The sequence below is a fragment of the Streptomyces sp. ADI95-17 genome (assembly GCF_003846175.1).
GTDB lineage: Bacteria > Actinomycetota > Actinomycetes > Streptomycetales > Streptomycetaceae > Streptomyces > Streptomyces sanglieri.
Map to the genome: position 1 here is coordinate 200,838 of NZ_ML123049.1, position 26,160 is coordinate 226,997.

Annotated in this window: 25 protein-coding genes; 16 read left to right on the forward strand and 9 right to left on the reverse strand. The window is 70.7% G+C overall.

What is annotated here, in order from left to right; all coding sequences use genetic code 11:
* The first annotated feature begins 26 nt into the window (after window positions 1–26).
* The 11 genes from EES42_RS44940 to EES42_RS27885 all read left to right on the forward strand — a co-directional run bounded on the left by EES42_RS44940 (window position 27) and on the right by EES42_RS27885 (window position 11,521).
* On the forward strand, window positions 27–203 hold the full coding sequence (locus tag EES42_RS44940) for a hypothetical protein (RefSeq protein WP_164495339.1): 177 nt from the start codon (window positions 27–29) through the stop codon (window positions 201–203).
* A 221-nt stretch (window positions 204–424) separates the two neighbouring features.
* Window positions 425–1,006 carry a TetR/AcrR family transcriptional regulator gene (locus EES42_RS27840; RefSeq protein ID WP_124721037.1) on the forward strand — a complete coding sequence of 194 codons (582 nt, stop codon included), beginning with the start codon at window positions 425–427 and terminating at the stop codon, window positions 1,004–1,006.
* A 268-nt stretch (window positions 1,007–1,274) separates the two neighbouring features.
* Window positions 1,275–1,988, forward strand: a complete 714-nt coding sequence (gene ureA, locus EES42_RS27845; RefSeq protein ID WP_124721038.1) for an urease subunit gamma — start codon at window positions 1,275–1,277, stop codon at window positions 1,986–1,988.
* Between the two features lie 119 nt (window positions 1,989–2,107).
* Window positions 2,108–3,805 carry an urease subunit alpha gene (locus EES42_RS27850; RefSeq protein WP_124721537.1) on the forward strand — a complete coding sequence of 566 codons (1,698 nt, stop codon included), beginning with the start codon at window positions 2,108–2,110 and terminating at the stop codon, window positions 3,803–3,805.
* Between the two features lie 168 nt (window positions 3,806–3,973).
* Complete coding sequence (locus tag EES42_RS27855) at window positions 3,974–4,999, forward strand: agmatine deiminase family protein (protein WP_124721039.1); 1,026 nt, start codon at window positions 3,974–3,976, stop codon at window positions 4,997–4,999.
* Window positions 5,000–5,018: 19 nt separating this feature from the next.
* The gene (locus EES42_RS27860) at window positions 5,019–6,668 is read left to right on the forward strand and encodes an ABC transporter substrate-binding protein (protein ID WP_124721040.1); all 1,650 of its coding nucleotides are present in this window, start codon (window positions 5,019–5,021) and stop codon (window positions 6,666–6,668) included.
* Window positions 6,665–7,624: an ABC transporter permease gene (locus EES42_RS27865; RefSeq protein ID WP_124721041.1), complete on the forward strand. Its 960-nt coding sequence runs from the start codon at window positions 6,665–6,667 to the stop codon at window positions 7,622–7,624. The genes EES42_RS27860 and EES42_RS27865 overlap by 4 nt, the downstream gene beginning before the upstream one ends.
* Window positions 7,621–8,475, forward strand: a complete 855-nt coding sequence (locus EES42_RS27870) for an ABC transporter permease (RefSeq protein ID WP_124721042.1) — start codon at window positions 7,621–7,623, stop codon at window positions 8,473–8,475. Before EES42_RS27865 ends, EES42_RS27870 begins: the two co-directional genes overlap by 4 nt.
* Window positions 8,472–9,479 carry an ABC transporter ATP-binding protein gene (locus tag EES42_RS27875; protein WP_241196623.1) on the forward strand — a complete coding sequence of 336 codons (1,008 nt, stop codon included), beginning with the start codon at window positions 8,472–8,474 and terminating at the stop codon, window positions 9,477–9,479. The genes EES42_RS27870 and EES42_RS27875 overlap by 4 nt, the downstream gene beginning before the upstream one ends.
* A complete protein-coding gene (locus EES42_RS27880; protein WP_124721043.1) occupies window positions 9,472–10,281 on the forward strand; it encodes an ABC transporter ATP-binding protein in 810 nt (269 codons plus the stop codon). The genes EES42_RS27875 and EES42_RS27880 overlap by 8 nt, the downstream gene beginning before the upstream one ends.
* Before the next feature lie 82 nt (window positions 10,282–10,363).
* Window positions 10,364–11,521: an agmatine deiminase family protein gene (locus tag EES42_RS27885; protein WP_124721044.1), complete on the forward strand. Its 1,158-nt coding sequence runs from the start codon at window positions 10,364–10,366 to the stop codon at window positions 11,519–11,521.
* Window positions 11,522–11,682: 161 nt separating this feature from the next.
* Here EES42_RS27885 and EES42_RS44945 read toward each other — a convergent pair whose 3' ends face one another.
* The gene (locus EES42_RS44945; protein ID WP_164495340.1) at window positions 11,683–11,856 is read right to left on the reverse strand and encodes a hypothetical protein; all 174 of its coding nucleotides are present in this window, start codon (window positions 11,854–11,856) and stop codon (window positions 11,683–11,685) included.
* Between the two features lie 177 nt (window positions 11,857–12,033).
* On the opposite strand from EES42_RS44945, the gene EES42_RS27890 reads away from it, so the two are divergent.
* Entirely contained in the window at window positions 12,034–13,200 is a 1,167-nt protein-coding gene (locus EES42_RS27890; RefSeq protein WP_124721045.1) for a sensor histidine kinase, read from the forward strand.
* Window positions 13,188–13,841 (forward strand): LuxR C-terminal-related transcriptional regulator, encoded by a 654-nt coding sequence (locus EES42_RS27895; RefSeq protein ID WP_124721046.1) that lies wholly within the window; start codon window positions 13,188–13,190, stop codon window positions 13,839–13,841. Before EES42_RS27890 ends, EES42_RS27895 begins: the two co-directional genes overlap by 13 nt.
* 108 nt (window positions 13,842–13,949) lie before the next feature.
* On the opposite strand, the gene EES42_RS27900 is transcribed toward EES42_RS27895, so the two are convergent.
* From EES42_RS27900 to EES42_RS27925, 6 genes are all read right to left on the reverse strand, one after another.
* Entirely contained in the window at window positions 13,950–14,561 is a 612-nt protein-coding gene (locus tag EES42_RS27900) for a response regulator transcription factor (protein WP_124721047.1), read from the reverse strand.
* A gap of 18 nt (window positions 14,562–14,579) precedes the next feature.
* Window positions 14,580–15,821 carry a sensor histidine kinase gene (locus EES42_RS27905; RefSeq protein ID WP_124721048.1) on the reverse strand — a complete coding sequence of 414 codons (1,242 nt, stop codon included), beginning with the start codon at window positions 15,819–15,821 and terminating at the stop codon, window positions 14,580–14,582.
* 70 nt (window positions 15,822–15,891) lie between these two features.
* Window positions 15,892–18,207 carry a TOMM precursor leader peptide-binding protein gene (locus tag EES42_RS27910; RefSeq protein WP_124721049.1) on the reverse strand — a complete coding sequence of 772 codons (2,316 nt, stop codon included), beginning with the start codon at window positions 18,205–18,207 and terminating at the stop codon, window positions 15,892–15,894.
* Window positions 18,208–18,226: 19 nt separating this feature from the next.
* A complete protein-coding gene (locus EES42_RS27915) occupies window positions 18,227–18,421 on the reverse strand; it encodes a hypothetical protein (RefSeq protein WP_124721050.1) in 195 nt (64 codons plus the stop codon).
* 125 nt (window positions 18,422–18,546) lie between these two features.
* Window positions 18,547–19,227 carry a hypothetical protein gene (locus EES42_RS27920; RefSeq protein ID WP_124721051.1) on the reverse strand — a complete coding sequence of 227 codons (681 nt, stop codon included), beginning with the start codon at window positions 19,225–19,227 and terminating at the stop codon, window positions 18,547–18,549.
* Between the two features lie 13 nt (window positions 19,228–19,240).
* Entirely contained in the window at window positions 19,241–20,047 is an 807-nt protein-coding gene (locus tag EES42_RS27925; RefSeq protein ID WP_124721052.1) for an alpha/beta fold hydrolase, read from the reverse strand.
* A 155-nt stretch (window positions 20,048–20,202) separates the two neighbouring features.
* On the opposite strand from EES42_RS27925, the gene EES42_RS27930 reads away from it, so the two are divergent.
* Complete coding sequence (locus EES42_RS27930) at window positions 20,203–20,421, forward strand: MbtH family protein (RefSeq protein WP_124721053.1); 219 nt, start codon at window positions 20,203–20,205, stop codon at window positions 20,419–20,421.
* Between the two features lie 217 nt (window positions 20,422–20,638).
* On the opposite strand, the gene EES42_RS27935 is transcribed toward EES42_RS27930, so the two are convergent.
* Both EES42_RS27935 and EES42_RS27940 read right to left on the reverse strand, forming a co-directional pair.
* Window positions 20,639–23,197: an FtsX-like permease family protein gene (locus EES42_RS27935; RefSeq protein WP_124721054.1), complete on the reverse strand. Its 2,559-nt coding sequence runs from the start codon at window positions 23,195–23,197 to the stop codon at window positions 20,639–20,641.
* An 11-nt stretch (window positions 23,198–23,208) separates the two neighbouring features.
* Window positions 23,209–23,982 carry an ABC transporter ATP-binding protein gene (locus EES42_RS27940; protein ID WP_206433609.1) on the reverse strand — a complete coding sequence of 258 codons (774 nt, stop codon included), beginning with the start codon at window positions 23,980–23,982 and terminating at the stop codon, window positions 23,209–23,211.
* 231 nt (window positions 23,983–24,213) lie between these two features.
* Here EES42_RS27940 and EES42_RS27945 point away from each other — a divergent pair, with 231 nt between their 5' ends.
* Both EES42_RS27945 and EES42_RS27950 read left to right on the forward strand, forming a co-directional pair.
* On the forward strand, window positions 24,214–25,611 hold the full coding sequence (locus EES42_RS27945; protein WP_124721056.1) for a serine hydrolase domain-containing protein: 1,398 nt from the start codon (window positions 24,214–24,216) through the stop codon (window positions 25,609–25,611).
* 88 nt (window positions 25,612–25,699) lie between these two features.
* A partial coding sequence (locus EES42_RS27950; RefSeq protein WP_206433610.1) for an AMP-binding protein occupies window positions 25,700–26,160 on the forward strand: 461 nt, incomplete at its 3' end.

Genomic DNA, 26,160 nt, shown 5'->3' on the forward strand with positions numbered 1-26,160 from the left:
CCGACCCGGGCTGCGAATTCGATCTCGTGGCCGGGAAGGCCGTCCCCGCCGAGACGGCCACCCGGTACCTGGAGCGGACCGATGACGAGTTCGTCCTACCCGACGACAGCGACGCCTTCGTGGCCGCCGGATACGTGCTGAGTCCCGCCGACTGCGTACGGGGCATCGAGACGGAACCGGGCGACCACGCTCCGGTTCGGTGAGCCGGCCGACGAGCGGCCCTTCTGCGTCCGCAGCCCGGACGCGAAGAACACCGCCACCGTGCGGCTCTGTCGAGGCACTGCCCGGCGAAGGGTCCGTCGCGGTGGTCACGAGCGGCCACCACAGGGGTGACTGACGCCCGGCCGCGCCCCCGGCCTGGCCCCGCGCGCCCGCCGGTGGCCGGGATCACCGGGCCGTGGACCGCCCGGTAGGGTTCGGATCCATGGCGCCTCGCACTACTCAGATCCTCGAAGCGGCCGCACGGCTGATCGCCCGACGCGGTGTCCGCGGCCTGCGCGTCGAGGAGCTCGCAGCCGAAGCGGGCGTCTCGACCGGGCTGATCTACTACCACTTCAAGGATCGCACCGGGATCCTGCGCCACACCCTTGAGTTCATCAACGACCGGGCCGAGCGCTACACCACCGGCCGTGACCCGGACGCCGAACCGCTCGCACCCCGCGAGGAGTTGGAAGAGATCCTCCTGCTGGAGCTCCAGGACACTGCGGAGGTCAGGGAGAACAGCTCGGCCTGGGGCGAGTTGCGGGCCAGCGCCGTCTTCGACGAGGTGCTGCGCGAGGACCTCGCCCGGGCGACGCTGGTGTGGGTCCAGGATGTGGCGGCCCTGCTCGGGCAGGTGCGGCCGATGACTCCGGCGCCCGCCCTCGCCGCGGCCGGCGAGCGGCTCACCGCTCTCCTGGAGGGGCTCAGCATGCGCTGGCTCAGCGGCGGGCTGCAGATCGATCACGCGCGTGACCTGGTGCGCGGTGCGATCGATGCCGAGCTGGCGCTGCTGCGGGAGAAGTAGCCCCCGCCCCCGCCCCGCGCCCCCGCTCTCGCCCTCCCGCGGCTCCTGCCGCTCTTTCTCGGGCCCGCCCTGCCCTCGCCTGTCCTTACCCGTCCTCGCCCTGTTTCTGTCTACAGCCGGGCGTTTTCCTTTGTCTCCGAACTCTTGACTGAAAATTCAGTCAATGCCACAGTGATGCCGCCAGGCCCGCCGCCGAACTCACCGCCGTGCCGCTGAGGCCCACCGCACTTCCCGGCCCACTGCACTTCCCGGAGCGAGGAATGAATCCATGCCGCTGACGCCCACCGAACGTGACCGGCTCCTGTTGTTCACCGCAGCGGAGCTCGCCCGGTCCCGACGTGCGCGGGGACTCGGGCTCAACGTTCCCGAGGCCACCGCCCTGATCGCCGACACCGTCTGTGAGGCGGCGCGGGACGGGCTGCGTCTGGCCGCGGCCGTCGAGCGCGGGCGCACCGTGCTCGGTCCCGGCGACGTCCTGCCGGGCGTAGCCGATGTGGTCACCGACATCCAGGTGGAGGCCGTCTTCGACGACGGCACGCGACTCGCCGTCGTGAGCGACCCGTTCGGCGCGCGGCTCCGGCGCGACGACGCCCCCGGCGCCGTACTGCCGGCGTCGGCTGTCGCGGCCACCCCCGAGCCGTTGGTGACGCTGACCGTACGCAATACCGCGGCTGTGCCCGTCAGCGTCACGTCCCACTTCCACTTCTTCGAAGCCAATCCGCGCCTGGACTTCGACCGGGTGGCCGCCTACGGAATGCGCCTCGCGGCCCCCGCCGGCTCGTCCACCCGCTTCGACGCGGGCGGGACCGCCGAGGTCGGACTCGTGCCGATCGGCGGTGCCCGGATCGCGATCGGCTTCGCCGGACTCGTGGACGGGCCCCTCGACGCCCCGGGAGCGAAGCAGGCGGCGCTGCGCGGGGCGGCGGCCTGCGGCTACCTGGGCGCGACCCCCAGCGACCGGCCGGAAGGGACGCGGGCATGAGCGGGCCCGCCGCACACAGCGATCGCAGCGATCGCAGCGATCGCAGAGAACACAGCGATCGCAGCGATCGCAGAAATCGCAGAGAACACAGCGAGCACTGCGCGCCTGGCAGCCGGCACATCGACGCGTACGAGTACGCCTCCGTGCACGGCCCGCGTGCCGGGGACCGCGTCCGGCTCGGGGACTCGGGCCTGGTGATCCGGGTGGAGTCCGACTCCCAGAAGCCGGGTGACGAGTTCCTTGCCGGGTTCGGCAAGACGGCGCGTGACGGGCTCCATCTGAAGGCCGCAGCGGTCCGTGCGACCTGTGACGTCGTCATCAGCAATGTCGTCGTCATCGATGCCGTGCTGGGCATCCGCAAGGTGTCCATCGGCATCAGGGAAGGCCGCATCCATGCCATCGGCCGCGCGGGCAACCCCGACACCCTGGACGGCGTCGATGTGGTCGTCGGGACCGGGACCACGATCATCTCCGGCGAGGGACTGATCGCGACCGCGGGCGCCGTCGACACCCATGTCCATCTGCTCTCGCCCCGGATCATGGAAGCGTCTCTCGCGTCCGGCGTCACCACGATCATCGGCCAGGAGTTCGGGCCGATGTGGGGCGTCGGCGTCAACTCGCCCTGGGCGCTGCGCCACGCGTTCAACGCCTTTGACGCCTGGCCGGTCAACATCGGCTTCCTCGCCCGGGGTTCGTCCTCGGACGACGCCCCACTCGTCGAGGCCCTCGCCGAGGGCGGGGCGTGCGGGTTCAAGGTGCACGAAGACCTCGGCGCCCACACCCGTGCGCTGGACACCGCGCTGCGGGTCGCGGAGCAGTATGACGTACAAGTCGCCCTGCACAGTGACGGGTTGAACGAGTGCCTGTCCGTCGAGGACACCCTGAAGGTGTTGGAGGGGCGGACCATTCACGCCTTCCACATCGAGGGGTGCGGCGGCGGTCACGTACCGAACGTACTGAAGATGGCGGGCGTACCGAACGTGATCGGCTCCTCGACCAATCCCACGCTGCCGTTCGGGCGTGACGCGGTGGCCGAGCACTACGGCATGATCGTCTCCGCCCATGATCTGAAGACCGATCTGCCCGGTGACGCGGCGATGGCCCGGGACCGGATCCGCGCCGGGACGATGGGCGCCGAGGACGTGCTGCACGACCTGGGCGCCATCGGGATCACGTCGTCGGACGCGCAGGGCATGGGGCGGGCGGGCGAGACCGTGCGCCGTACCTTCGCGATGGCCGGGAAGATGAAGGCCGAGCTGGGGCCCATGGCGGGTGACGGCGAGCAGGACGACAACGCGCGCGTCCTCCGTTACATCGCGAAGCTGACCATCAACCCCGCCATCGCCCACGGTCTCGCGCACGAGATCGGCTCCATCGAGGTCGGGAAGATGGCAGACATCGTGCTCTGGCGGCCGCCGTTCTTCGGTGCGAAACCCCAGATGGTCCTCAAGTCCGGGGTCCCCGCCCATGGCGTCACCGGAGACCCCAACGCCGCGACCGACAGCTGCGAACCGCTGGTCCTGGGGCCGCTGTTCGGGGCTCACGGCGCCGCGCCCGCGGACCTCTCGGTCGCCTTCGTCAGCCGGGCCGCCGCCGAGTCGGGCACCTTCGGCAGGCCCCACGACGCGATGGCCACCCGGCGCCGCCGCGTCGCCGTGCGCGGAGCACGGGGCATCGGTCCCGCGGACATGGTCGGCAACGACCGGCTCGGTCAGGTCGAGGTGGACGCGCGTACCGGCCTGGTCACCCTCGACGGCGATCCGATCCGCTCGGAACCCGCCGACTCGGTCTCCCTGAGCCGCCTCTACTTCCTGTGACACGCGGCACCCCCCCCGCGGCGTGAGCGATGCACCGCCTTCCGTAACGCGCGCCGCCTCCCGTCGCGTCGCCAACGGGCGCGCCGCTCCCCCCGGCCCGATACCGGCATTCACCCGTCCGGTTCAGCAAGAGCAAGAGCAAGAGCAAGAGCAAGAGAGAGATACCTGATGACCTCGTTCCGTATGCCCGCCGAATGGTCCGAGCATGAGGGCTGCCTGATGGCCTGGCCCACCCGCGTCGACCTCTGGGAAAGCGTCCTCGACCAGGTGAAGGGGGAGTACGCGCAAGTCGCCCGCGCCATAGCCGAGTTCGAGCCGGTCACCATGGTCGCGCCGCCAGGCCACGGCGACGAGGCCCGCGTGCGGTGCGGCGACGGTGTCACCGTGGTCGAACTGCCCCTGGACGACTCGTGGTTCCGCGACTCGGCCCCGCTGTTCGTGCTCGACCGGGAGGGCCGCCGCGCCGGGGTCGACTTCCGCTTCAACGCCTGGGGCCGCAAGCACCATCCGTACGACGCCGACGACCGAATCAGCGGCCTGCTGCTCGACCACCTCGGCATCGAACGCATTCCCTCCGGCATGGTCCTGGAGGGCGGGTCCATCACGGTCGACGGCGAGGGCACGTTGATCACCACCGAGCAGTGCCTACTCCACCCCAACCGCAACCCGGACATGAGCCGTGCCGCGATCGAGGCCGAGCTGAAGGCGCGCCTCGGCGTCACCAAGGTCATCTGGCTTCCGTACGGCGGACTGCTGGACACCGAGACGGACGGGCACGTCGACGGCGTCTGCGCGTTCGCGGCCCCCGGCAAGGTCGTCGTCTCGCTTCCCGACGATCCGGCGCACCCCGATCACGCCCGCATGCGCGCCAACCGCGCCGTCCTTGAAGCCGGCACCGACGCCCAGGGACGCCCGCTGGAGATCATTGACGTTCCGCAGACCGTGTTCGTCGAGGTGGCCGGTGGCGAGGTCGAGGTGTCGTACCTCAACCACTACGTCGCCAACGGCGGGGTGGTCGTCCCGGTGGCCGGGCTGCCCGAGGACGAGGCAGCCCTCGCGGTGCTCGCGTCGGCGTACCCGGGTCGCAAGGTCGTCGGGGTGAGGGCGGCGGCCGTCGCGTACGGCGGTGGGGGAGTGCACTGCATCACCCAGCAGATCCCCGCCGCGCACCCCGCCGCGCACCCCGGCGCGTGATGTCCGGGTGAGCGCCCCCATGACCACATCACCCCCGTACCGCGCCGTGAGACGCGGCCGGCGCCGGCGTCCCGCCGCCGTGGCGGCCGCCCTGGTCTCGCTCGCCTCGCTCACGGCGTGCGCGGGCCCGCCCCGGAACGCACCCGACTCCTTCGCGATGTCGGCGTCCACGCCCCGGGCCAAGGGCGACATCGGCTCGTTCACCTGGGCCCTCTACGCCGAACCGCCCACGCTCGACTACACGGTGGCGTTCGACTACCCGCAGAACATGGTGCTCTCCAACGTGTGCGAGAGCCTCATGCGGTGGACGCCGGAGCTCACCACCGAGCCCGGCCTGGCCCGCAGGGCATCGCACCCCGACCCCACCACCTGGGTCTACGACCTGCGCGAGGGAGTGCGCTTCCACAGCGGCGGGACGATGACCGCCGACGACGTGGTGTTCAGCCTGGACCGGCAGCGGGACCCGGACAACGCCGCCGCGTGGGCGCAGACCTTCCAGAACGTCGCCTCCGTCAGGAAGACGGGTCCGCTCCAGGTCACCGTCGAGCTGAGGAAACCCGACTCGCAGTTCCCCCAGTACATGGCTACCGCCGCCGGAGCGGTGGCCTCCAGGGACGGCGTCGAGGCGGCCGGAAAGGACTACGGGACCTCGGGCGGCCTCGCCTGCACCGGACCGTTCGAACTCGGCACCTGGCGCAAGGGCCAGTCCATCGAGCTCGACCGCTTCGACGGCTACTGGGGACGCCGGGCCAGGTCGGGCAAGGCGGTGTTCCGCTTCCTGCCCGACGCCTCGGCCAGGACCAACGCCCTGCTGAGCGGGGAGGCCGACGGCAGCTATCTCATCCCCACCGAGAGCTACACCCGGCTGCGCGGCAGCGGCGTCGGCGAGCTGTACTTCGGCGAGGGCCTCAGCACGGTCAATGTCGCCATCACGAACATGCGGGGCCCGCTCGCCGATCTCCGCGTACGGCGTGCCCTCTCGCTGGCCCTCGACCGCTCCGGCTTCGTCCAGGTCGGCCTCGGCGGCGCCGGCACCCCCACCGGCGCGCTCACCACCCGTGCCGCCTGGGCGGACGCGCCGGAGCGGACCAGGAAGCGGGCCTTCGAGGGCATGCGCCCCGCGGCCCCGGACATCGCGCGGGCCGAGGCGCTGGTCAAGGAGGCGGGCGCCACCGGCAAGACCCTGACCGTCGCCACCAGTTCCATCGGCCAGGACGTCTCGCTCCTCGCCACCGCCGTCCAGGCGGCCGGAACCCGGATCGGCCTGGACATCCGGCTCAAGTCCATCGCGCCCAACGCGTTCACCGCGCTGTTCACCGACCCAGGAGCCCGTAAGGGCATCGACATGTTCCCGCTCACGTACTACGACTCGATCACCGATCCGCTGGACGTCCTGACGAACTTCAGGACCGGCTCCTACCTGAACTTCGCCGGGCACAGCGACAAGACGTACGACGAACTCGTCGACCGGGCCGGTGCCGTGGACGATCCGAAGCGGCGGCTGGCGATCGAGGCGGAGGCCCACCGGCGCGCCGCGCGGAGCCTGTTGTGGATCCCGGTGGCCGAATGGCCCACCGCCCTCTTCCTCAACAAGAGGATCACCGGCGCCCCCACGACCATCTCGTACATGTACCAGCCGTGGGCCGCCGAAGTGGGGGCCGCCGAATGAGCTTCGTCGTATTCGCGGTGCGGCGGACGGCCGAGATGGCTGCCACCCTGTTCGCGGCCTCGTTCGTGGTCTTCGGCGCGATGTACCTGGCGCCCGGCAGCCCGGCGAGTTTCCTGCTCTCCGGCCGCTCGGCCTCGCCCGAAGCCCTCGCCGCCATCAACTCCCAGTACCACCTGGACGATCCGTTCGCCGTACGGTACTTCGCCTGGCTCGGGAACGTCCTGCAGGGCGACTTCGGGCGGTCCATCACCTACCGCACCGATGTGTCCCGCCTGCTGGCCGACCGGCTCCCCACCACCTTGCTGCTGATCGCGATGTCGCTGACCGTGGTGGTGCTCGTCGGGCTGTTCCTGGGCGGACTGGCCGCCGTACGTGGTGGGGCGACCGACTCCGCCGTCCTGGTGGCCACGACGTTCGCCGTCGCGACCCCCTCCTTCGTCGCGGCCGTGCTGCTGCAAGGTCTGTTCGCCGTGCGCCTGGGCTGGTTCCCCAGCGGCGGCTCGGGCGACGGTCCCGTCGACATGCTCCGGCACCTGACGCTGCCCGCCGTCGCACTCGCCCTCTACCTGATCGGCATGCTCACCCGGGTCACCCGCTCGGCCATGCTCGAAGCACTCGACAGCGAACACGTCACCGTGGCCCGCAGCAGGGGCGTCCCCGAACGCCAGGTGATCCGCCGTCATGCGTTCCGCAACTCGCTCGGCACCATCCTGACCACCGGCGGCCTGGTCGTCTCCACGCTCCTGGTCTGCACGATCCTCGTCGAGACCGCCTTCAGCGTCGGCGGCATAGGCCAGCTTCTCGAACTCTCCACCACCACCAAGGACTTCCCGACCGTCCAGGCCATCGCGCTGATCGTCGTCGCCCTGTTCATGGCCGTGAACCTCGTCGTCGACCTGCTGCTGCCGCTGGCCGACCCGCGGCTCACGCTCGGTACCAGGGGGGCCGCCGCATGACCGCCGTACTCACCCGCCGGCCCGGCCTGTCCGGGATCCGCGCCGCCGGCTCACCGCTCCACCTGATCTGCCTGGCCCTGGTGGTCCTCGTCGTCACCGCCGCGGTGCTCGCACCCTGGCTGGTGCCGCACGATCCCAACGTCGTCGATCTGGGCAGTGCGCTGGCAGGTACCTCCGCCGACCATCCGCTCGGCGTGGACGCCGCCGGCCGTGACACCCTCTCCCGGCTGCTGCTCGGCGCGAGGACCTCGCTGCTCGGGCCGCTGGAGGTGGTCGCGTTCTCCACCCTGGCCGGGGTCGCCGTCGGCACCGCCGCGGCCTGGCGCGGAGGCCGGCTGGACTCCCTGCTCTCCCGCAGCACCGAACTGGTCTTCGCCTTCCCCGGCATGCTGCTCGCGATCCTCATCATCTCGGTGTACGGAGAGGGCCTGCTCGCCCCGGTGATCGCCCTCGCCATCGCCTACCTGCCCTACGTCAGCCGCCTCACCCGCTCCCTGGTCCTGGCAGAACGGGCCCGCCCCTACGTCAGCGCCTACCGGGTCCAGGGCCACTCGGCGCTCCAGATCTGCCTGCGCCACGTCCTTCCCAACATCGCCCCCGTCGTCCTCGCCCAGGCCACCATCAACTTCGGCTATGCGCTGATGGACCTCGCGGGGCTGTCGTTCCTCGGCCTCGGCATTCCCGCGCTCACCCCCGACTGGGGCCGCATGGTCTTCGACGGCCAGACCGCCGTCCAGCACGGCTACCCGCTGTCCGCGATCCTGCCCTGCGTCGTCATCGTGCTGACCGTCGTCGCGTTCAACGTCGTCGGCGAGCGCTGGGCCGACCGCGTCGCCAGGAGAGACCGATGAACACAACCATGAACGCACCCGCCACCCAGGCCGGCACGCTCGACATCCGGGGGCTCCGCCTCACCCTGCCCGGCACGGCCCGCCCCGTCCTCGACGGCGTCGACCTCACCGTCGCCCCCGGTGAGACCGTCTCCCTCGTGGGCGAGTCGGGATCCGGCAAGACCCTCACCTCACGCAGCGCACTGTGCCTGCTGCCGCCGGGAGCCGTCACCGAGGGGACCGTCCGCGTCAACGGCGACGACGTGCTCACCGCCGACGCCGACCGGCTGCGCGCCCTGCGCACCGGCACGGTCGCCATGGTCTTCCAGGACCCGCGCGCCGCCCTCAACCCGCTGCGCCGCATCGGCGACTTCCTCACCGAGGGCGTCCGCGCCACCCGGACGGCCGCCCGCGCGCGAGCGACCGCCCGCGCCACCGAACTCCTGGGCGCGGTGGGCCTCGACGACACCGTCCTGCGCAAGTACCCCGGCCAGGTCTCCGGCGGCATGCTGCAACGCGTCATGATCGCCGCGGCGCTCATGGGCGAACCCGCCCTGCTGCTCGCGGACGAACCCACCACCGCACTGGACGTCACCACACAGGCCGAGGTCGTCGCACTCCTCGCCCGGCTGCGCGAACGCTTCGCCACCGCCCTGCTGTTCGTCACCCACGACCTCGACCTGGCCGCGGCCATCAGCGACCGCGTGTATGTCATGTACGCGGGCCGGATCGCCGAACACGGCCCCGCGAAGCAGCTCTTCGAGCACCCGCGGCACCCCTACACGGCGGCCCTGCTGGCCTCCACGCCCCGCCTGGAGCGAACCGGCGGCAGACTCAGCGCGATCGAGGGCCGGCCCCCCGGCCTGAGCACCGCCCTGACCGGCTGCGCCTTCGCCGCCCGCTGCCCGCTCGCCACCGAGGTGTGCGACGAGCGGCCCCCGGAGCTGCGGCCCGTCCCGGGACACCCGGAGCACCGGGCCGCCTGCCACCACAGCGAGCTGCTCGAAGGGAGCGCCGATGCCTGAGCCCACGGACGTGAAGGTGCTGGAAGTCAGCGGTCTGCGGCGCAGCTTCGGCGCGGTCCGGGCCGTGGACGACGTGTCCTTCGCGGTGCCCGAGGGCGGATCCCTCGGCATCGTCGGGGAATCGGGTTCGGGAAAGACCACGGCGGCCCGGATCATCGTCGGCCTGGAGCGGGCCGACGCGGGCGAGATCCGGGTACGCGGCAGGTCCCGCACCCCTCGCGTACGCGGTCGCGCACAGCGTCTGGCCCGGGCCCGCGAGGTACAGATGGTCTTCCAGGACCCCTATCTCTCCCTCGACCCGCGAACGAGCGTCGGGGCGGTGCTGCGGGAAACACTGCGTCTGCACTTCCCGCACATCGACCACGGACGGCGGGTGCGGGAACTGCTCGACCAGGTCGGCCTCGGCAGCCGAGCCGCCGAGGCGCTGCCCCGTCGGCTCTCCGGCGGCCAGCGCCAGCGGGTGGCCATCGCGCGGGCGCTCGCCGTGGAGCCCGCGGTGCTCGTCCTCGACGAGGCGGTTGCCGCGCTCGACGTGTCGGTGCAGGCGCAGATCCTCAACCTGCTCGCCGACATCCGGGAACGGACACCGATCGGCTACCTCTTCATCACCCACGACCTCGGAGTGGTCCGCTGCGTCACCGACGACGTCATCGTCATGCGCCGCGGCCGCGTCGTCGAGGCGGGCGCGACCGCCGACGTGCTCGGCGGGCCCCGCCACCCCTACACGCGCCTGCTCATGGATTCCGTGCCGCGCCCCGGCTGGGATCCGGAGAGGATCGCGGCCGCCCGAAGGGCCCTGTGACCTTCACCCCCGTACCTCCACACGGCCCCACGCCCTGCGGACCTCCCGCAGGACTTCCGTAGCAGACATCAGGAGGCACCACATGAACGAGAGCACCGCCCGATCGCACGTGAAACCGGGTCCGAGCAGGCGCGGATTCCTGGTGGCCGCCGGACTGACCGTCGCGGGCACGGCCCTGGCCACGGCGCAGGGAAGGGCCGGTGCCGAGCCTGCCCGCGCACCCGTCGCCGGCGCCTTCCGGGTCCCCGTCGAGGACGTCCGGCACACCCGTACCTGGATGGCCTGGCCCGACAGCACCGCGATCTGGAGCGGAGGAAGCCTGGGCGGCGTACAGGCCGACATCGCGCTGATCGCCCGCACCATCGCCAAGTACGAACCGGTCATCATGTGCGCCAACTCCGCGAGCGCGGCCAGGGCGCGGTCGATGTGCGGCTCCTCGGTCACCGTCCTCGGCTCGATCCCCGTCGACGACTGCTGGGCGCGCGACACCGGCCCGGTCTTCCGTACCGACGGCGCAGGCGGCCTCGACGCGGTCGGCCTCAACTTCAACGGCTGGGGCGGCAGGCAGACCCACGGCAAGGACGCACTGGTCGCCGAACGCATCGCCGCGTACGCCGGTGTGCCGTTCACCCGGGCCGGTTTCGTCGGCGAGGGCGGAGCCGTCGAGCAGGATGGTGCGGGAACCCTGATGGCGACCCGCAGCAGCCTGCTCAACGGCAACCGGAACCCCGGCATGAAGCAGGGCGACCTGGAGGACGCCATGTGCGACGCATACGGCGCGTCCGAGGTCATCTGGTTCGACGGCGTGTACGGGCAGGACATCACCGACGACCACGTCGACGCCACCTCACGCTTCCTCGCCGAGGGCGAGGCACTCGTCCAGATGCCGCTCGCGTCGGACAACGACGCGTACGCCAAGGACGCGCGCCAACAGCACCGCGTCCTCACCGCGTCGACGACCGCCACCGGCCGGCCGATGGACGTGATGAAACTCCAGGGCCCGGACTACGACAGGATCCGGTCCACCGACCCGGACTTCCTGGCCTCCTACGCCAACTACTACCTGTGCAACGGCGCTGTCGTCTGCGGCCAGTTCGGTGATGCCGCGGCGGACGCGGCGGCGAAGGGCGTACTGGCCCGGCTCCATCCCGGCCGCACCGTCGAGCAGCTGAACATCGACCGGCTGGGCGCGGGAGGCGGCGGCATCCACTGCGTCACCCAGCAACAGCCCGTGCCGTAGGCGCGAACGGAGCGCGGAATCCCTGCCTCTGGAACAGTGCCCTGCCCCCGGGGGCAGGGCACTGCCCGGGCTGCGGGAAGAAGGTGCGCTGTGCGCCGGGCCCGGAGCGGGCGGCAGTGCGTACCGCGACCGGTTGCACCGCGACCGTTCGCACCGTGCTGTCAGGACCCCTTAACGCGCTTGTTGCGCATCAGGAAGAGACCCGCGGCCGAGGCGATGGCGACGGTACCGGTGCAGACGCTGATGGCGACCTGCTTGCCGCCGTCGAAGGCGAAGCTGGTGGAGACATTTGCGGCGACGGTTACCACGAGCAGGATCCAGAGCAGGGCCTTCATGACCGTTCCTTCCATCGAGCGGTGGGGGCCGATGCCCCTTGCGGAAACCACGATGCCAGTTCGCGGGGCCACAGATCGAGGGGGCGTTCTACCGGACCCATGGTGTAGCCCGATACACCACGGTCCGGGTGGCGCACACGCCTTCGCATGTCCTGTCGGTCACCTAATCTGATGGCCATGAGAGAGAGGCTCTGGCTCGCATGGCGGGCGACGCGGCACCTGCTGAGATCGGCCGGCCTGGCCCTGGCCTCGTTCCTGTTCCTGCCCTTGCTGGCGTTCACCGTGACCGTCACCGTGCTGGTGATCGGCGCGGGCGTCCTGCCCGAAACGGTCCTGCTGCTGCGCCGGCTCGCCGGAGCCAAACGGCGCGAGGTCGCGAACTGGACGGGGGAGGAGGTCCCCGAGGCGTACGTACCGCTCGTCGGTGACCTCCCCGTGCGGGTGCGTACGGCGGTCAAGGACCCCGGGACGTACCGCGATCTGAGGTGGCTGGCCGCCCACTTGCTCTACGGCTGGCTGCTGGCGTACGCCTCGCTGATCGTGTGGATCTTCGGCATTCTGGTGGACGGCGTCTGGTGCTGGGTCCTGGGGCACCGGGCCGTGGTGCTGCCGCTTCTCGGCCGGCTCGCCGACTTGGACGCCGCCTGGTCCCGCTCCCTGCTGGACCTCTCGCCCGATGCCCGGCGCAGCGCCGAACTCGCGCACCGTGTAGAGGAGTTGACGGCTACCCGGGCGGGCGCCATGGCGGCCCACGGCGCCGAACTGCGGCGGATCGAACGCGACTTGCACGACGGTACGCAGGCCCGCCTGGTGGCGCTGTCGATGCGGGTGGGGCTGGCGCGCAGGGCGTACGACAACAGTCCCGACACAGCCCGCAAGCTGCTCGACGATGCGCAGGACCAGGTGGAGGAGGCCCTCACCGAACTGCGGCACGTGGTGCGCGGCATCCATCCGCCGATCCTGACCGACCGCGGGCTCGTCGGTGCGGTACGGGCGCTCGCCGCCGGCAGCGGTCTGGAGGTCGAGGTGACCGACGACGGTGTGGAGGGCGGCGCGCGCGCACCGGCCGCGGTCGAAGCGGCGGCGTACTTCTCGGTCGCGGAGGCGCTGACCAACGCCGCCAAGCACAGTGGATCCCGCCGGGCCCGGGTGGAACTACTGCGCACCCCCGGCTCGTTGAGGATCTCGGTGTGCGACGAGGGCTGCGGCGGAGCCGATGAGAGCGGCGGCAGTGGGCTGCTCGGCATGCGGCGGCGGATCGCCGCGCTCGACGGCATCGTGCAGGTGTCGAGCCCCGTCGGGGGGCCGACCGCGATCGAAGTGGAGCTTCCGTGCGTGTGGTGATCGCAGAGGACAACGCCCTGTTGCGTGAGGGGCTCGTACTGCTCCTCACCTCCGCCGGGCACGAGGTGGCGGCGGTCGCGGCCAGTGGCCCGGAAGTGCTGCCCGCCCTGCTGGAGCACCGACCGGACGTGGCCGTACTGGACGTGCGGATGCCGCCGGGGTTCCGGGACGAGGGGCTGCGCGCGGCGCTCGCCGCGCGCGCGGAGATCCCGGGACTGCCCGTGCTCGTGCTCTCGCAGTACGTCGAGGAGACCTACGCCGCCGAACTGCTGGGCGGCGGGGCGAGTGGCGTGGGATATCTGCTCAAGGACCGGGTCGGCCGGGTGGACGAGTTCCTCGATGCCCTGGAGCGGGTCTCCTCGGGCGGCACCGCGCTGGACCCGGAGGTGGTGGCGGAGCTCCTCGCGAAACGCAGGGACGACCCGATCGACTCACTGACCCGGCGCGAGCGCGAGGTGCTCCAGCTGATGGCGGAGGGCAGGGACAACGCCACGATCGCGGCCCAACTGGTGGTCACGGAACGGTCGGTGAGCAAGCACATCGGCAATGTGTTCAACAAGCTCGGCCTGCCACCGAGCGACAGCGGACACCGCCGGGTCCTGGCGGTCCTCGCCTACCTGAACAAGCGATTCCACACGTGAAAGATTCATGCCAGACATATGAGCCGCGAGGTACCGTCGGCCGAAGCCCGGCCCCATACTCGTACTCGGACCTGACGAGTGTCCGTTGCAGCGACGGCGGCAACTGCGCTACAGCAACCAGTCGGCGTCACGCGCGATCTTGATGGCGTCCACCCGGTTCCGGGCGTTGAGCTTGGTCACCGCGGTGGTGAGGTAATTGCGGACGGTGCCGAGGGAGAGTTGGAGATGTCCGGCTATTTCGACAGGCTCCAGGCCGTCCGCCGCCAGTCGCAGGACCTCGGTCTCGCGGGTGGTCAGCGGGCTCTCCGTACTGTTCCACGCGGAGAGGGCGAGCTGGGAGTCGATCACCCGTTTCCCGGCGGCCACGTTCCTTACGGCGGCGGCCAGTTCCTGGGGAGGCGCGTCCTTGAGCAGGAAGCCGGACACCTGCGCGGCGAGTGCCCTGCGCAGTGCCCCGGGACGGCCGAGGCTGGTGAGGATCAGCACGCGGCACTCCGGGAGCTGCTTGCGCAGCCGCTCGGCGGCGGTCAGCCCGTCGATGCCGGGGAGGTCGACGTCGATGACGGCGACGTCCGGCTTGTGCAGGAGGGCGCCGTCGAGGATCTCGTCGCCGCGCTCGACCTCGCAGACGACCTCAAGGTCGTCCTCCAGGTTCAGCAGGGCGACCAGGGCGCCGCGCACCATGTTCATGTCTTCGGCCAGCAGGATGCGGATCGTCATGATGAAGGTTCTCCCGGGTCAGGCGGCGTGGTCCTGGGCGCCGAACTCGGCGTCGTCGGGGTCGGCGAATCTGCGTGGTGGTCGCGCCGGTGCTTCCGCGACCAGTTCGAAGGTGCCGCCCGGGCCGCGGGTGATCGTCAGCACGCCGGAGGCGGACTGCAACCGCTCCCGCAGATTGCCCAGACCACTGCCGCTGTGGGGTGACACATCTCGGTACGAGGGATCCACACCGTCGTTGGACACGGACAGCCGCACCCGGTCGCCGTCCTGGGTCGCCGCCATGGCGCAGGTACCGGCCCGCGAATGCCGCAGCAGATTGGTCACGGCCTCGCGCAGTACGGCGGCCAGTACGGAGTCGACCCGCTGGTCGAGCGTGCCCAGCCGGATGTCCACCCGTACCTTGACGTCCGCGGCCTCCAGCAGGGACTGGGCCGAACGCATCTCCTGCTCCAGGGACATGCTGCGCAGGCCGCTGGAGACCACGCGCACATCGGCCAGCGACTGGCGGGAGATGATGAGTACGTCGCTGACCTCCTCAAGGGCGCGCCGCGGATTGGAGGGGATCAGGCGGTGGATCAGCTCGCCCTTCAGCGTGATGGCCGAAAGGCTGTAGCCCAGCAGGTCGTGGAGGTCGCGGGCGAAGCGCAGCCGTTCCTTGGCCACCGCCAGGCCCGCGAGCTGGCTGCGGGTGTCGTGCAGTGCCTGGATGAGCGCCGCCATGCGGGACAGTCCGTAGACCACCAGGCCGGTCAGCAGGGTCGACTGCGCCAGGTAGACGGTCTCCTGGACGGAGAGGTTGTCCAGGGTCGGCGGGATCAGCATGCTCAGTCCGACCAGGCCGTACGCCGGCCAGGCCCACCGGCTCGGCAGCAGGAGCAGCAGCGAGCCCGCCAGGAAACCGGCCATGGCGCCCCACTGCGAGTGGAAGGCCGCGATCGGCAGATAGGTCAACAGCGTCTGGGCTCCGAGCGTCAGGCTCCGCTGAAGGACGGGAGCCCTGCGCACGGCGGCGCTCGAATGCCTCAGCTGGAGAACGAAGATGAGGACCAGGCAGCCGAGTGAGGTCAGTAACGAAGTGGTGGGAAGGTCGGTACCCACCAGGTTGATGACCGTGACGCCCAGGTAGCTGATCAGCGCGACCGTGAGGATGATGCGGGCCAGCCGGGGTGCCGGAAGCTCCGCGACGTCGGGCGGCTCGCTCGCGGCTCTGCCCGGTGTGGCCGCCGGCTGAAGGGGATCGATCTCGTCATGACGTGGCATGGTTGTGTGTGTGCGTAGCCTTATCTGTCTCGTCATCGAACTTGAGTACGTTTCCAGAGAGCATAAAGGGCTAGACGAACAGCGGAACCGGGTTTAGTCGTTCGTACTCCGTCGGGCTCGAAAGGTGCCCCAGCGCCACAGGGGCGTCGAAGAGCCGGCCGGGCGCGAACCGGGGCCAGAAGTGCCGCATCCCCGGCACCATCACCTTGACTACCGGAAGTTCCAGGTCAGGCCTGGTCTGGTCCAGGACCAGCAGTTCCATTCCGCGCGACCGGACGGCCTCGGTGATCAGGTCGACGTCCTTCCGCAGATCGGTGGTCGGGGTGTACGTCCAGTCCGCCGGACGGCTGGGGCGGGATCCGTCGGGCCTCAGATACGGCTGATTCGCGGCGGTGGCACGCAGCCACCAGTCCAGCGGCTCGGGGTCGTCGACCCGGTAGCCGGTGCCCTCTGCGGTGACCTCGCCGACCAGCGGCAGCAGTTGGCCCATCTCGGTCAGCGCTCGGCGCAGCGCGAGCCGCGGGTCGAAGTGCGCGCCGAAGCCGAACACGATGTCCTCGGCCGGTTTGTCGGTGCGCCGGGAGAGCGCCGCGACCACCGGGATGCCGAAGTCGGAAGTGAGGTCCAGGGCCCACACCTCGCGGCGGACCGAGCGGTAGCCGTCACGGAGCCGGTCGATGTACGGCTCCGCGAAGGCGTCGAGGTCGATGGCGGGCCGCCGGGTCCGGTTGTACCACCACTGGGCCACCGCGTCCCGCTCGACCAGTTCCAAGAAGCCCTGGACCAGGGCGTCCTCGGGGCTGGATCCGGCCGCGTTGCCGTTGGAGTCGGCGAACAGGCCGTCGGGCGAGGGCTCTTCGCTGAAGTACAGCAGGGCGGTGGGCACCAGGCGCCGGACGCCCTCGGTGAGCGACCAGACCGGGGTCCAGTCGGTGGGCCGGTTCTCGTCGAAGCGCGGCGGCACGTACTGGAGCCGGTCGCCCCGCGCGTTTATCTCGTTCCGCTCGTCGAACTGCCGCTCGGAGTACAGCTGGCTCGCGTTCGGGTGCAGCGCCTGCGCGCCCAGCGCACGGTAGGTGTCGCGGATGACGGACTCGTCACCATGCCGGGTGCCGCTGAAACGCTCCACCGCCTCGCCCAGGGCACTGGTCCGGGCCTCTTCCTCGCTGAGGCCCTTGCCACCGCTGAGCGAGCGCAGTCCGGCTCGGAGCCCGGCCAGGGTGGGGCTCCGCATGGCGAGATTCTCGCCGGCCACGAAGGCGTCGACGAAGTCCGGGCTGCCCGGGGCCCGCCGGATCTCCCGGACGATCCCGGTGACCGGGTCGACCAGCGGGCCGTACCGGCGCAGCATCTCGGCCGGGGTGAGAGCCCGGTGGCCGTTGAGGCCGAGCACGGTCTTGGGACGCGAGCGCGGTACGAACGGCCGGCCGGCCCGCATCGCCACCAGGCCGGGGTCCCCGCAGGCCGGGCACTGGGGCAACCGCGCGACCGGGTGCGCGGCAGCGCCCAGCCGGAGGGTGTCCAGTATGTTCACGGAGTTCTGGGTGTCGTTGCGCACGCCCGCCAGCCACTTGGCGGCTTCGAGCACGGCCAGTTGCACGGTCAGGGACCGGCCTGCCGGGAGGGTGGCCGCAGGGCGCGGCGGCGGTCCGGACAGGCCGAGGTTCCGCCGAAGCGGCTCCTCGGAGTGCCGGTGGCCGCGCAGCCGGGTGGCCAGACAGTGCCAGCACGGGCCGTTGCCGGGCTGGAAGACCGGGCCGATCCAGGCTGCGGTGGAGCCGAGCCCGGCCAGCAGCCAGGGCCGCCCGGCCGCACGGTGCTCGGCGTCGATCTCGTGCAGTTGCGGGGAGAGGTAGTCCTCGCACAGGACGAGGGTCAGGTCCGCCTCCCCGCCGGGTGCGGTGAGGGCGAGCCCCGAGGAACGGCAGGCGTCCAGGAGCTCATTCCGGTCCATGCCGGGTGGCGTGACCACGCGCAGGGTGCGCTGTGCCAGTTCGCCGGGGACCCGGCCGCCGTCGAGGCCGGCCAGGTCCCAGTACGCCTCGGCCGCAAGGTCGGGGCGGGAACCGTCGGATGCCCCGGCTGCGCCGGCCGGGCGCAGCCGGAGCAGCCCGGAGGCGTCGAGGGCACGCAGGGACGCGTGCACCTCTGCCGGGGTCAGCGACGGGGCCGCCCCGCGTACGACGGCTGCCGGACTGCGGCTGCCGTCCAGCAACGGGACGAGGACCTCCGCGGGTGGGCCGTGCAGTGCCGTGACGCCGCGATGGGAGACGAGGTAGGCGGCCTCCCCGGGAACGAGGGTCGCGTGCAGGTGGCTCTTGAAGCCGAGCCGCGTCCCGTCATCCCCTCCGGACGACACGGTGTGTTCTGCGTCCCGCTGAGTCATGGGGCCCCCGTCCGGATCTCTACTCGAACCGTATGGAAGCCGCCGCGACGGCCGTGGCGGCAGGGGCGGCCACGACGCAGATGGAGAGCATCGCGGCGCCCGTCTCCGAGGACCCGTCGAGGTCCTCGATGATCAGACCGCGTGCCGAGGCGTGCATGGTGTCCGTGGCAGTCTGCTCACCGAATCGGCTGCATGAGTTGACAGAGTTGGTCATGGTGGTTCGATCCCCCCAGGGATGGTTGTCGAGTGATTCTCAAGCAGCTCTGCACGGCCTCAGCACCTTACAGGCAGTGCCGCAATCGCCGTGAAGAGACGAACGTGTCATGAATTGAGCGGAGTCTATGAATCCGCGTCAAAAGCGCCGTGTGGAACCGGCGTCATGATCAAATCGAATTGGGCCGATGCCAGGACTTCGGCGACCGTGGCGCCGATCTCCTCGCTGTGTCCGGCGTTCTCGCCGGGACAGCCGAGGACCACCAGAAGGGCCTCGTGCGTGTCCGCCGCGAGCTGGTGGGCGGCTGCGTCGCAGTCCCGCTTTCCCAGCCAGGCGAGCGGATCCACGGCCCGGCCGTCACGCGTCAGGCCGTATACGAGGTCACCGGCGGGAATGGGCCAGGACTTGCTGGAGAAGGCGGGGACGATTCGCTCGTCCCCCGTGGCGCGGGTGAGCAGCAGGTCCTGCCCGTCCCCTGCAGGAGGGGCCTTGTGCAGCCCGACTCCGCCTCCGTGACGCAGGGTTGCGACGGTCACCGCATCCACGACCGCGCCATGGGATCTCCAGCCACGAGCGGTCACGAGTTCCCGCAGCCGTTCGCCGGCGGGCACCACCGAGGGGTGCCCCAACTCGGCCAGAAGTTTTCGGTATCCGTCCGGGAACGGTCGGTCGGGGTCGTGGTGGGAGAGCGCTTCGGTGGCGGTCAGCCCCTCCGCCGACAGCAGCGGCCGGCCGGCGGTCAGCCGCCAGACACGTGGATGGTGAAGGCCGAGCGCGTGAATGTGCGGGGTCGTTCTGACAAACACGTTTTGCCCTCCTTCAGTTCCGCGCGAAAAAGTGCAGCAGTTCGGCGTTCACGCGGTCCGGGCGCTCCATGTAGCCGTAATGACCGGCATTCTCGATCTCGACGTACCGGGCACCCGGGATGGTGTCGGCGACTTCCCGGCTCAGATGCGGAGGGAGAACCAGGTCGTCGGCGAAGCCGATCACCAGGCAGCGCGCCCGGATCGCCTGATAGGCACGCAGCCGGTCCGGCGCCATCCCGATGCTGAGCTGAGCCCGGTATCCGGGTGCCGCGGAGACCGGCGACACCTCGAACAGGTCGAGCCAGTCCTGGATCTCCTTGTCCTCGTTGAGCGTCGCCGGGGAGAGGAACTCCATCGCCCGTACGGTCGCGGTGTAGCGCGCCGGAAGGGTGACCCCGCTGTCGTGCAACTCCCGCTCGGCGAGGTCGCGGAACCGGCGCATCGCGTCCTTGCGGCCCCGGGTCGCGAGCAGCGCCGCCGCCGTCACCAGGTCCGGGCGCGCCAGGCACAGCTCCTGGGTGATGTGCGCGCCGAGCGAGGTGCCGACGAACCGGCAGGGGCCCAGGCCGAGGTGTTCGACCAGGCCTGCGGTGTCCGCGACCAGCTCCTCGATGGTGATCCCGTCGGTGCAGACGTCGGTGGGCGGGACACCCCGGTTGTTGAAGGTGACCACCTGGTAGCCCGCCGCCACGAGCGCCGGTACCTGGTGCAGATGCCAGACACGGCCGCTCGCCCCGGTGCCCATGACCATCACCACCGGCTCACCGCGGCCGGTGACTTCATAGCCGAGGCTGATTCCGTTGATTGTGCTGACCGGCACGGTCACGCCCTCCTCTGCGCCGTGGAACCGGGTGGCTCCGGCTCGGCAACGTAATCGGCCGGGTACGGGAGGGACCACGTGTTTTGGTCGTGCCTTAAATCGTTGCGCCGCCCGGACCGGAGGGGTCACGATCGGCGCGACCGAAGGGGAGACTCATGGACAATCCGTTCGACGACGACAACGGCACGTTCTACGTTCTGGTGAACGACGAGAACCAGCATTCGCTCTGGCCCGTCTTCGCCGAAGTTCCGGACGGCTGGACCATCGTGTTCGGCGAGGAGAGCCGCCAGGCCTGTCTGGACTACGTGGAGAAGAACTGGACCGACATGCGGCCGGCCAGCCTCATCAGCGCGATGGAACAGGCCGCCGCCTGACCGCCCGACCCCACGGGCATGCTCACACCCCCCACAGCGACAGGGCGGGTGCCCCGGAGAAATCCGGAGCACCCGCCCTGTCGTCGTCGTGAACACCCTGTCGGACACGGCACCCGTACGCGGCTCCCGTACGTGGAGTCAGCCGCGTCGGCGCCCGCCGTCGGCCGCGGATGCGTCCGGACACCCGCATCCGCGGTCCGGACGCATCCGCGGTCGGCTATTCACCCGTGTACACCGCGTCGATCGGGCGGGTACGCAGGGCCGAGCGCGTGGACAGGGCGATGGAGAGCCAGCCGAGCACGGCGATGAAGGCCCCTACTCCCGCCCAGACCAGCGGGTCCACGTGCGGCATGGCCTGGCCGGTCATGGCCAGACTGCTGCCGATCGTGGGCGGGACGGCGATGAGGACGCCGACGACGATCGCCGTGACCACCACGACCCAGGACTCCAGGAACATCATCCGCAGGGTCTGTCGCCGACTGGTCCCGATCAGGCGAAGCATGGCGAACTCGCGGCTGCGCGCCATGGTCGCGATCACCAGGGTGTTCACCACGGCGATCAGTACATAGAGCAGCAGCAGGGAGTTGGCGATCAGATTGGTCCACGACTGCTGGGCGAACTGGCCCTGCTGGACCGCCGCGAACTCGTCCGGCTGCTGCACCTTCAGGGTCGGAGTGCGCTGGGCGAGCTCGGCCAGGGCCTTCCCCACCCGGTCGCGGTCGCCGGTGTCCGACGCCGTCACCAGCAGGGCCGCATCGAGCCGGTCGGTGGTGTGCGCCGTCAGCATGCCGTGCGGGAGGGTGACGTCGCCGAAGCCGAGTCCGTTGCCGTAGACGGCCACCACCTTGAGCTTCTTCCTGACGCCGTCGCCGAGGTTGACGTCGGCGGTGTCGCCGATGCCGAGCCCCGCGGTGTCGGCGGCCATCCAGCTGAGCGCCACGGTGTCGCCGGTCAACGCGTCCAGGCCTCCCTCGCGCACATCCAGGTCGAGGGTGCGGCCGATGCCGCGCGGGTCGATGCCCTCGGCGCTGAAGGGACGGGCAGCCATCTTGTCCACCTCCAGGTAGTTGAGCATCACCTGGGAGCGGGCCACGGGGGTGGCCGTGGCGACACCCGGAACCGCCCTTACGGAATCGGCCAGTTCGGTCGAGAGCCCGGTGGAGTCACTGGTCAGCACGTAGTCCGCGACGACGCCGGTCGCGGCTTGCTTCGCGGCGGTCGCCTCGACCGTGGAGAGGGTGGAGAGCTGCATCAGGGCCATGGCCGCGCCGAGCGCGAGCGGGACGACGGCGCTGCTGAGCCGACGCGAGTTGGCACTGGTGTTGGCGGCCGCCAGATAGCCGCTGATCCGGAAACTGCGCAGCAGCGGTGCCATCATCGCTGCCGTGATCTTCACGAGCTGGGGGCCGATCAGCGCGCAGCCGAACATCAGGATGAGCAGTGAGCCGGCCGCACCGGCGATCGCCAGCTGACCGGGGATCACCGCAGGCAGCACGACGGCCGCCGCGAGACCGAGCACGATCAGCCCGCGGCCGACGTTCAGCCGGACCCGGCCCAGCCGCGGCGGCTCGGACTGCGACTCGCGCAGCGCCTCCACCGGCTGGATCCTGGCGGTGCGGAAGGCCGCGATGAAGCCGGCCAGCCGGGCGCCCAGCACGCACAGCACCACGGCCGCCCCGGCCGGAGCCGGATTGTACGAGAGCTCGAAGTCGCCCGGCAGCACTCCGACGGAGGCGAACGCGTCGCGCAGAGCGCCCGCGATCAGGAAGCCGGGTGCCGCGCCGAGCAGGGCACCGGCCGCCGCGACCATCAGGATCTCGCTGCCGATCAGTGAGTGGATCTGGCGGGGCGAGGCGGCGATGGCGCGCAGCATGGCCAGTTCGCGGCGACGCTGGTGGACGGCCAGGCCCAGTGTGGAGGAGACCACGAAGATCACCACGGCGAGAGCGGTGCCGCCGAAGGAGGCGGACAGTGCGACCAGGAAGCCGCGCGACTGCCCCATGTCGAGGAACTCCAGGTCACCGACCTGCTTTCCGGTGTGGACGGCGACCGGTTCCCGGGAGCCCGCGAGCGCCTTCTCGATCCGGCCGGCCAGTGCGTCCGCGTCCGTACCCGGCTCGGCAAGCACGCCGATCGCGGTGAGCCGGTCCGGACGCTGAGAGAGCTGCGTTGCCCGCGCATCCGTCAAGAACACCGCCGACTGGCGGCTCAGGCCGGCCTTCGACGGCGCGGCCAGGCCGACGACCCGGTAGCTCGCCGGGGTGGTGCCGACCGACAGCCGTACGGTGTCACCGACCTTCACCCCGGCCTTGCCGGCCAGCGCGGTGTCCAGCACCGCCTCGCCCTCGCCGCGCGGCTCGGCTCCCTCGGCGAGGGTGAACGGGCCGAGTGCCGCGGAGGCCCAGCCGTGTCCGAACAGCGGGTGGTCGAGGGACAGGGTGCGGCCCTTGCGGTCGGCGATACTCATTCCGACCGTGCGGTCGCCGACGACCGCCCGTACGCCGGGCACCTCGGCGACCTCGGCGGTCAGCGAGGCCGGCAGGGTGACCCGCTCCGCGTAGTGCGGGTCGAAGTTCTGCGCGACCTCTCGGCTCTGGTTGCCGCCGATCATCACTGCGGCGCCCGCGTACCGCTCGGGCGAAACCCCGGACAGCAGACCGGACATGAGCAGGACGCCACAGGCGGTCACGACGGCGGAGCCGCAGAACACGGCGATGAACGCCGCGATGAACCCGCCCTTGCGCTTCTTGATGGTGCTCCACGCGATGTCGAACATTCTCGGCCGCCCTACCAGTTGCCCAAGTGGGTCATACGGTCGGCCACCTGGTCCGGCGTCGGCCGCGGTAATTGCCCCGCCAGCCGGCCGTCCGCCAGGAAGACCACGGAGTCGGCGTAGGACGCCGCCACCGGATCGTGCGTGACCATCAGCACGGTCTGGCCGGTCTCGTCGACGATCTGGCGGAACAGCCGCAGGACCTCCTGGCTGCTGCGGGTGTCCAGGGCGCCCGTCGGCTCATCGGCGAGCACCGCGTCGGGCCGGGTCAGCAGCGCACGGGCGATGGCCACGCGCTGCTGCTGGCCGCCGGAGAGCTGATTGGGGTACCGGTCCGCGTGCTCGCCCATGCCCACACGCCCCAGAATCTCCGCCAGCCAGGCCTCGTCGACCGCGGAGTTGGACAGTCGGGACACCAGGGTCACGTTCTGCTTCACCGTGAGGGCCGACATCAGGTTGTACGCCTGGAACACATAGCCGATCCGCGTGCGGCGGACCGCCGTGAGCGCGGACTCCTTCAGGCCGCCCAACTCGGTTTCGCCCAGATAGACACGGCCGGAAGTCGGTCGGTCGAGCCCGGCCAGGCAGTGCAGAAACGTGGACTTGCCCGAGCCGGACGGTCCCATGACGGCGGTGAACGTTCCGGGTGGGACCTCGAACGAGACGTCGTCCAGTGCGGTGACCGCGCCTGCACCATCGCCGTAGGCCTTGCTCACCGACTCCAGCCGCATCGCGGCCCCCGTTGCCTGGTCCGCGGTCGTCGCAGACCGGCGCCAAACCGATGTCATATTTCTCGCCCTCCCGTTCGTCAGCGGCATCAGACTATGGGAAGAGATGATGTGCGGCGAACCCCCTGAATCCCGTAATGAAGGTGGAGCCAGCTACACCATGGCCGGTTTTGCTCGGTCCGCTGTCCGATAACCTGCCCACCTGCCCGTTTAACTCCTGGCTTTAGCTCTTTGGTCCCTGCATAGAGGTGTCGCTAGCCTGGCGCTTATTCATTGACCTGGGTGGACCTGATGACGGAATCCGCTGAATTTCCCATGGAGCTGCCCGCGCACGGCGAAGTGGCCGGGCTGCTCGATACGCTCGCCCGCGAATACCTTGCACCCGGTGTGCAATTCGCTGTCTACGAGCGCGGAGTGATCTCCTCCTTCGAATACGGAGAAGAGACCTACGGGTCGGGCCGGCCGGTCACGGCCGACACCGTATTCCCGTGGGGCTCGGTGACGAAGTCCGCGACCGCACTGCTGCTGGCACAGCTCGTCAGCGACGGCGACCTGGAACTGGACGAGCCGGTAGGGCCGTTGCTGCCCGAACTGGCCGGGAGTCCCGACAGCCCGCTGTACACCGCGACCCCGCGCCGACTGCTGAGCCACACGGCCGGCCTGCCGGACATGCCGCCCGTCGAGGACGACCTCGCGCTGCGCGACTGTGTCGCCGCGTCGGCCGGCGCGCCCGCAGTGTGCGAGCCCGGCAAACACTTCTCGTACGCGAACCTCGGCTATGTACTGGCCGGCCGGATCCTCGAATCCGTGACCGGAGTGACCTGGTGGGAGTCGGTACGGGACTTCGTGCTGACCCCGCTCGGTGTCGAGCCCGGATTTCTCGGCGCCGCCGCGCCCGGACCGGTGGCCGGCCAGCACGCGGTGCATCTGCCGACCGGATCGGTGCAGCAGGTCGACGAGCCGGGCCTGCCCAAGGCACTGGTGCCCGCCGGAGCCCTGATGTCCAGCGCGACCGGACTGCTGCGCTACGCCGCCGTCCATCTCGCGCCCGGCGGCAGCACGGTGCTGGAGCCCGGACTGCTCGCCGAACTTCGCACCCCGGTACCCGGCTCGGCGGCGTTCGGACTGGCGGACGGCTGGGGCCTGGGCCTCGCCGTCCACACCGACGGTGCGGGTCGGCGCTGGCTGGGCCACGACGGCAACACCGGCGGGGCGAGCTGCGCCCTGCGCTTCGACCCCGGGCGGGGCATCGGGGTCGCCCTGATGACGAATGCCACCTCCGGCCGCCAGATGGGCCACGCCTTCTTCGACGCGCTCGCCGCGAAGGGCTTCGACGTCGGCCGGGCCGAGGCGCCCGACCTCGGCCGGCCGCTCTCCGGCTCCGCGCTGGACGCCGCCGCGGCCGAGGTGTGCGGGGAATACCGGTCCGGCACGGACCTCCTCACCGTCCGCCGGGCCGGCCACGGGGAATTGCTGATGGACCGCGGCGGGCTGCGGCCGGCCCGGCTGGAACTCCATCAGGGCCTGGAATTCCGATTGAAGAGTGAATCCGTCGAGGCCGGACACGGCAGCGACGAATCCAAGGACCTGTACTGCTTCGTGCGGGATTCCCGTACAGGACAGGTCGGCGGAATGTACATGAGCGGTGGGCGGCTGCAGGTGCGGGAGGGAATCGGCCTCCTCGGCTGATTTCTCTTTCCGGAGCGCGAATTCCGTGTCCGGATCGCTTTTCTTTCGTCTGAATTTTTTGACTTCTATGCATGGGGGAGTGGTTCGGGTGCTGGGGTCGTTGGCTTCGCAGGGTGGTGGCTTCGGGAATGTGGTGCTCCCGGAGGTGTTCGGCGAATGGGTGGTGCGCACACCGGACGCGCCCGCCGTGGTGTGTGCCGGCGAACGGGTGTCGTACGCGGAACTCGACGCCCGGGCCAACCGGCTGGCGCACGCGCTGCTGGACGAGGGCGTTGTGCCCGGATCCCGCGTCGGTATCTGCCTGAACCGGGGCATACGCCCTGTCGTCGCCCTGCTCGGGGTGCTCAAGGCGGGTGCGGCAGCGGTGCCGCTCGACCCCGAATACCCGCTGGACCGGCTGGAGTTCATGGTCGCCGACTCGGGCGCGGCCGTGGTGCTCGCCGAGGCCGCGACCGCGGAGACGGTCGTCGCCACCGGCGGCCGGGCGGTGTGCTGGGAGAACCTCGGCCTCGATACCCGGCACACCACCGCGCCGCAGGTCACCCTGGT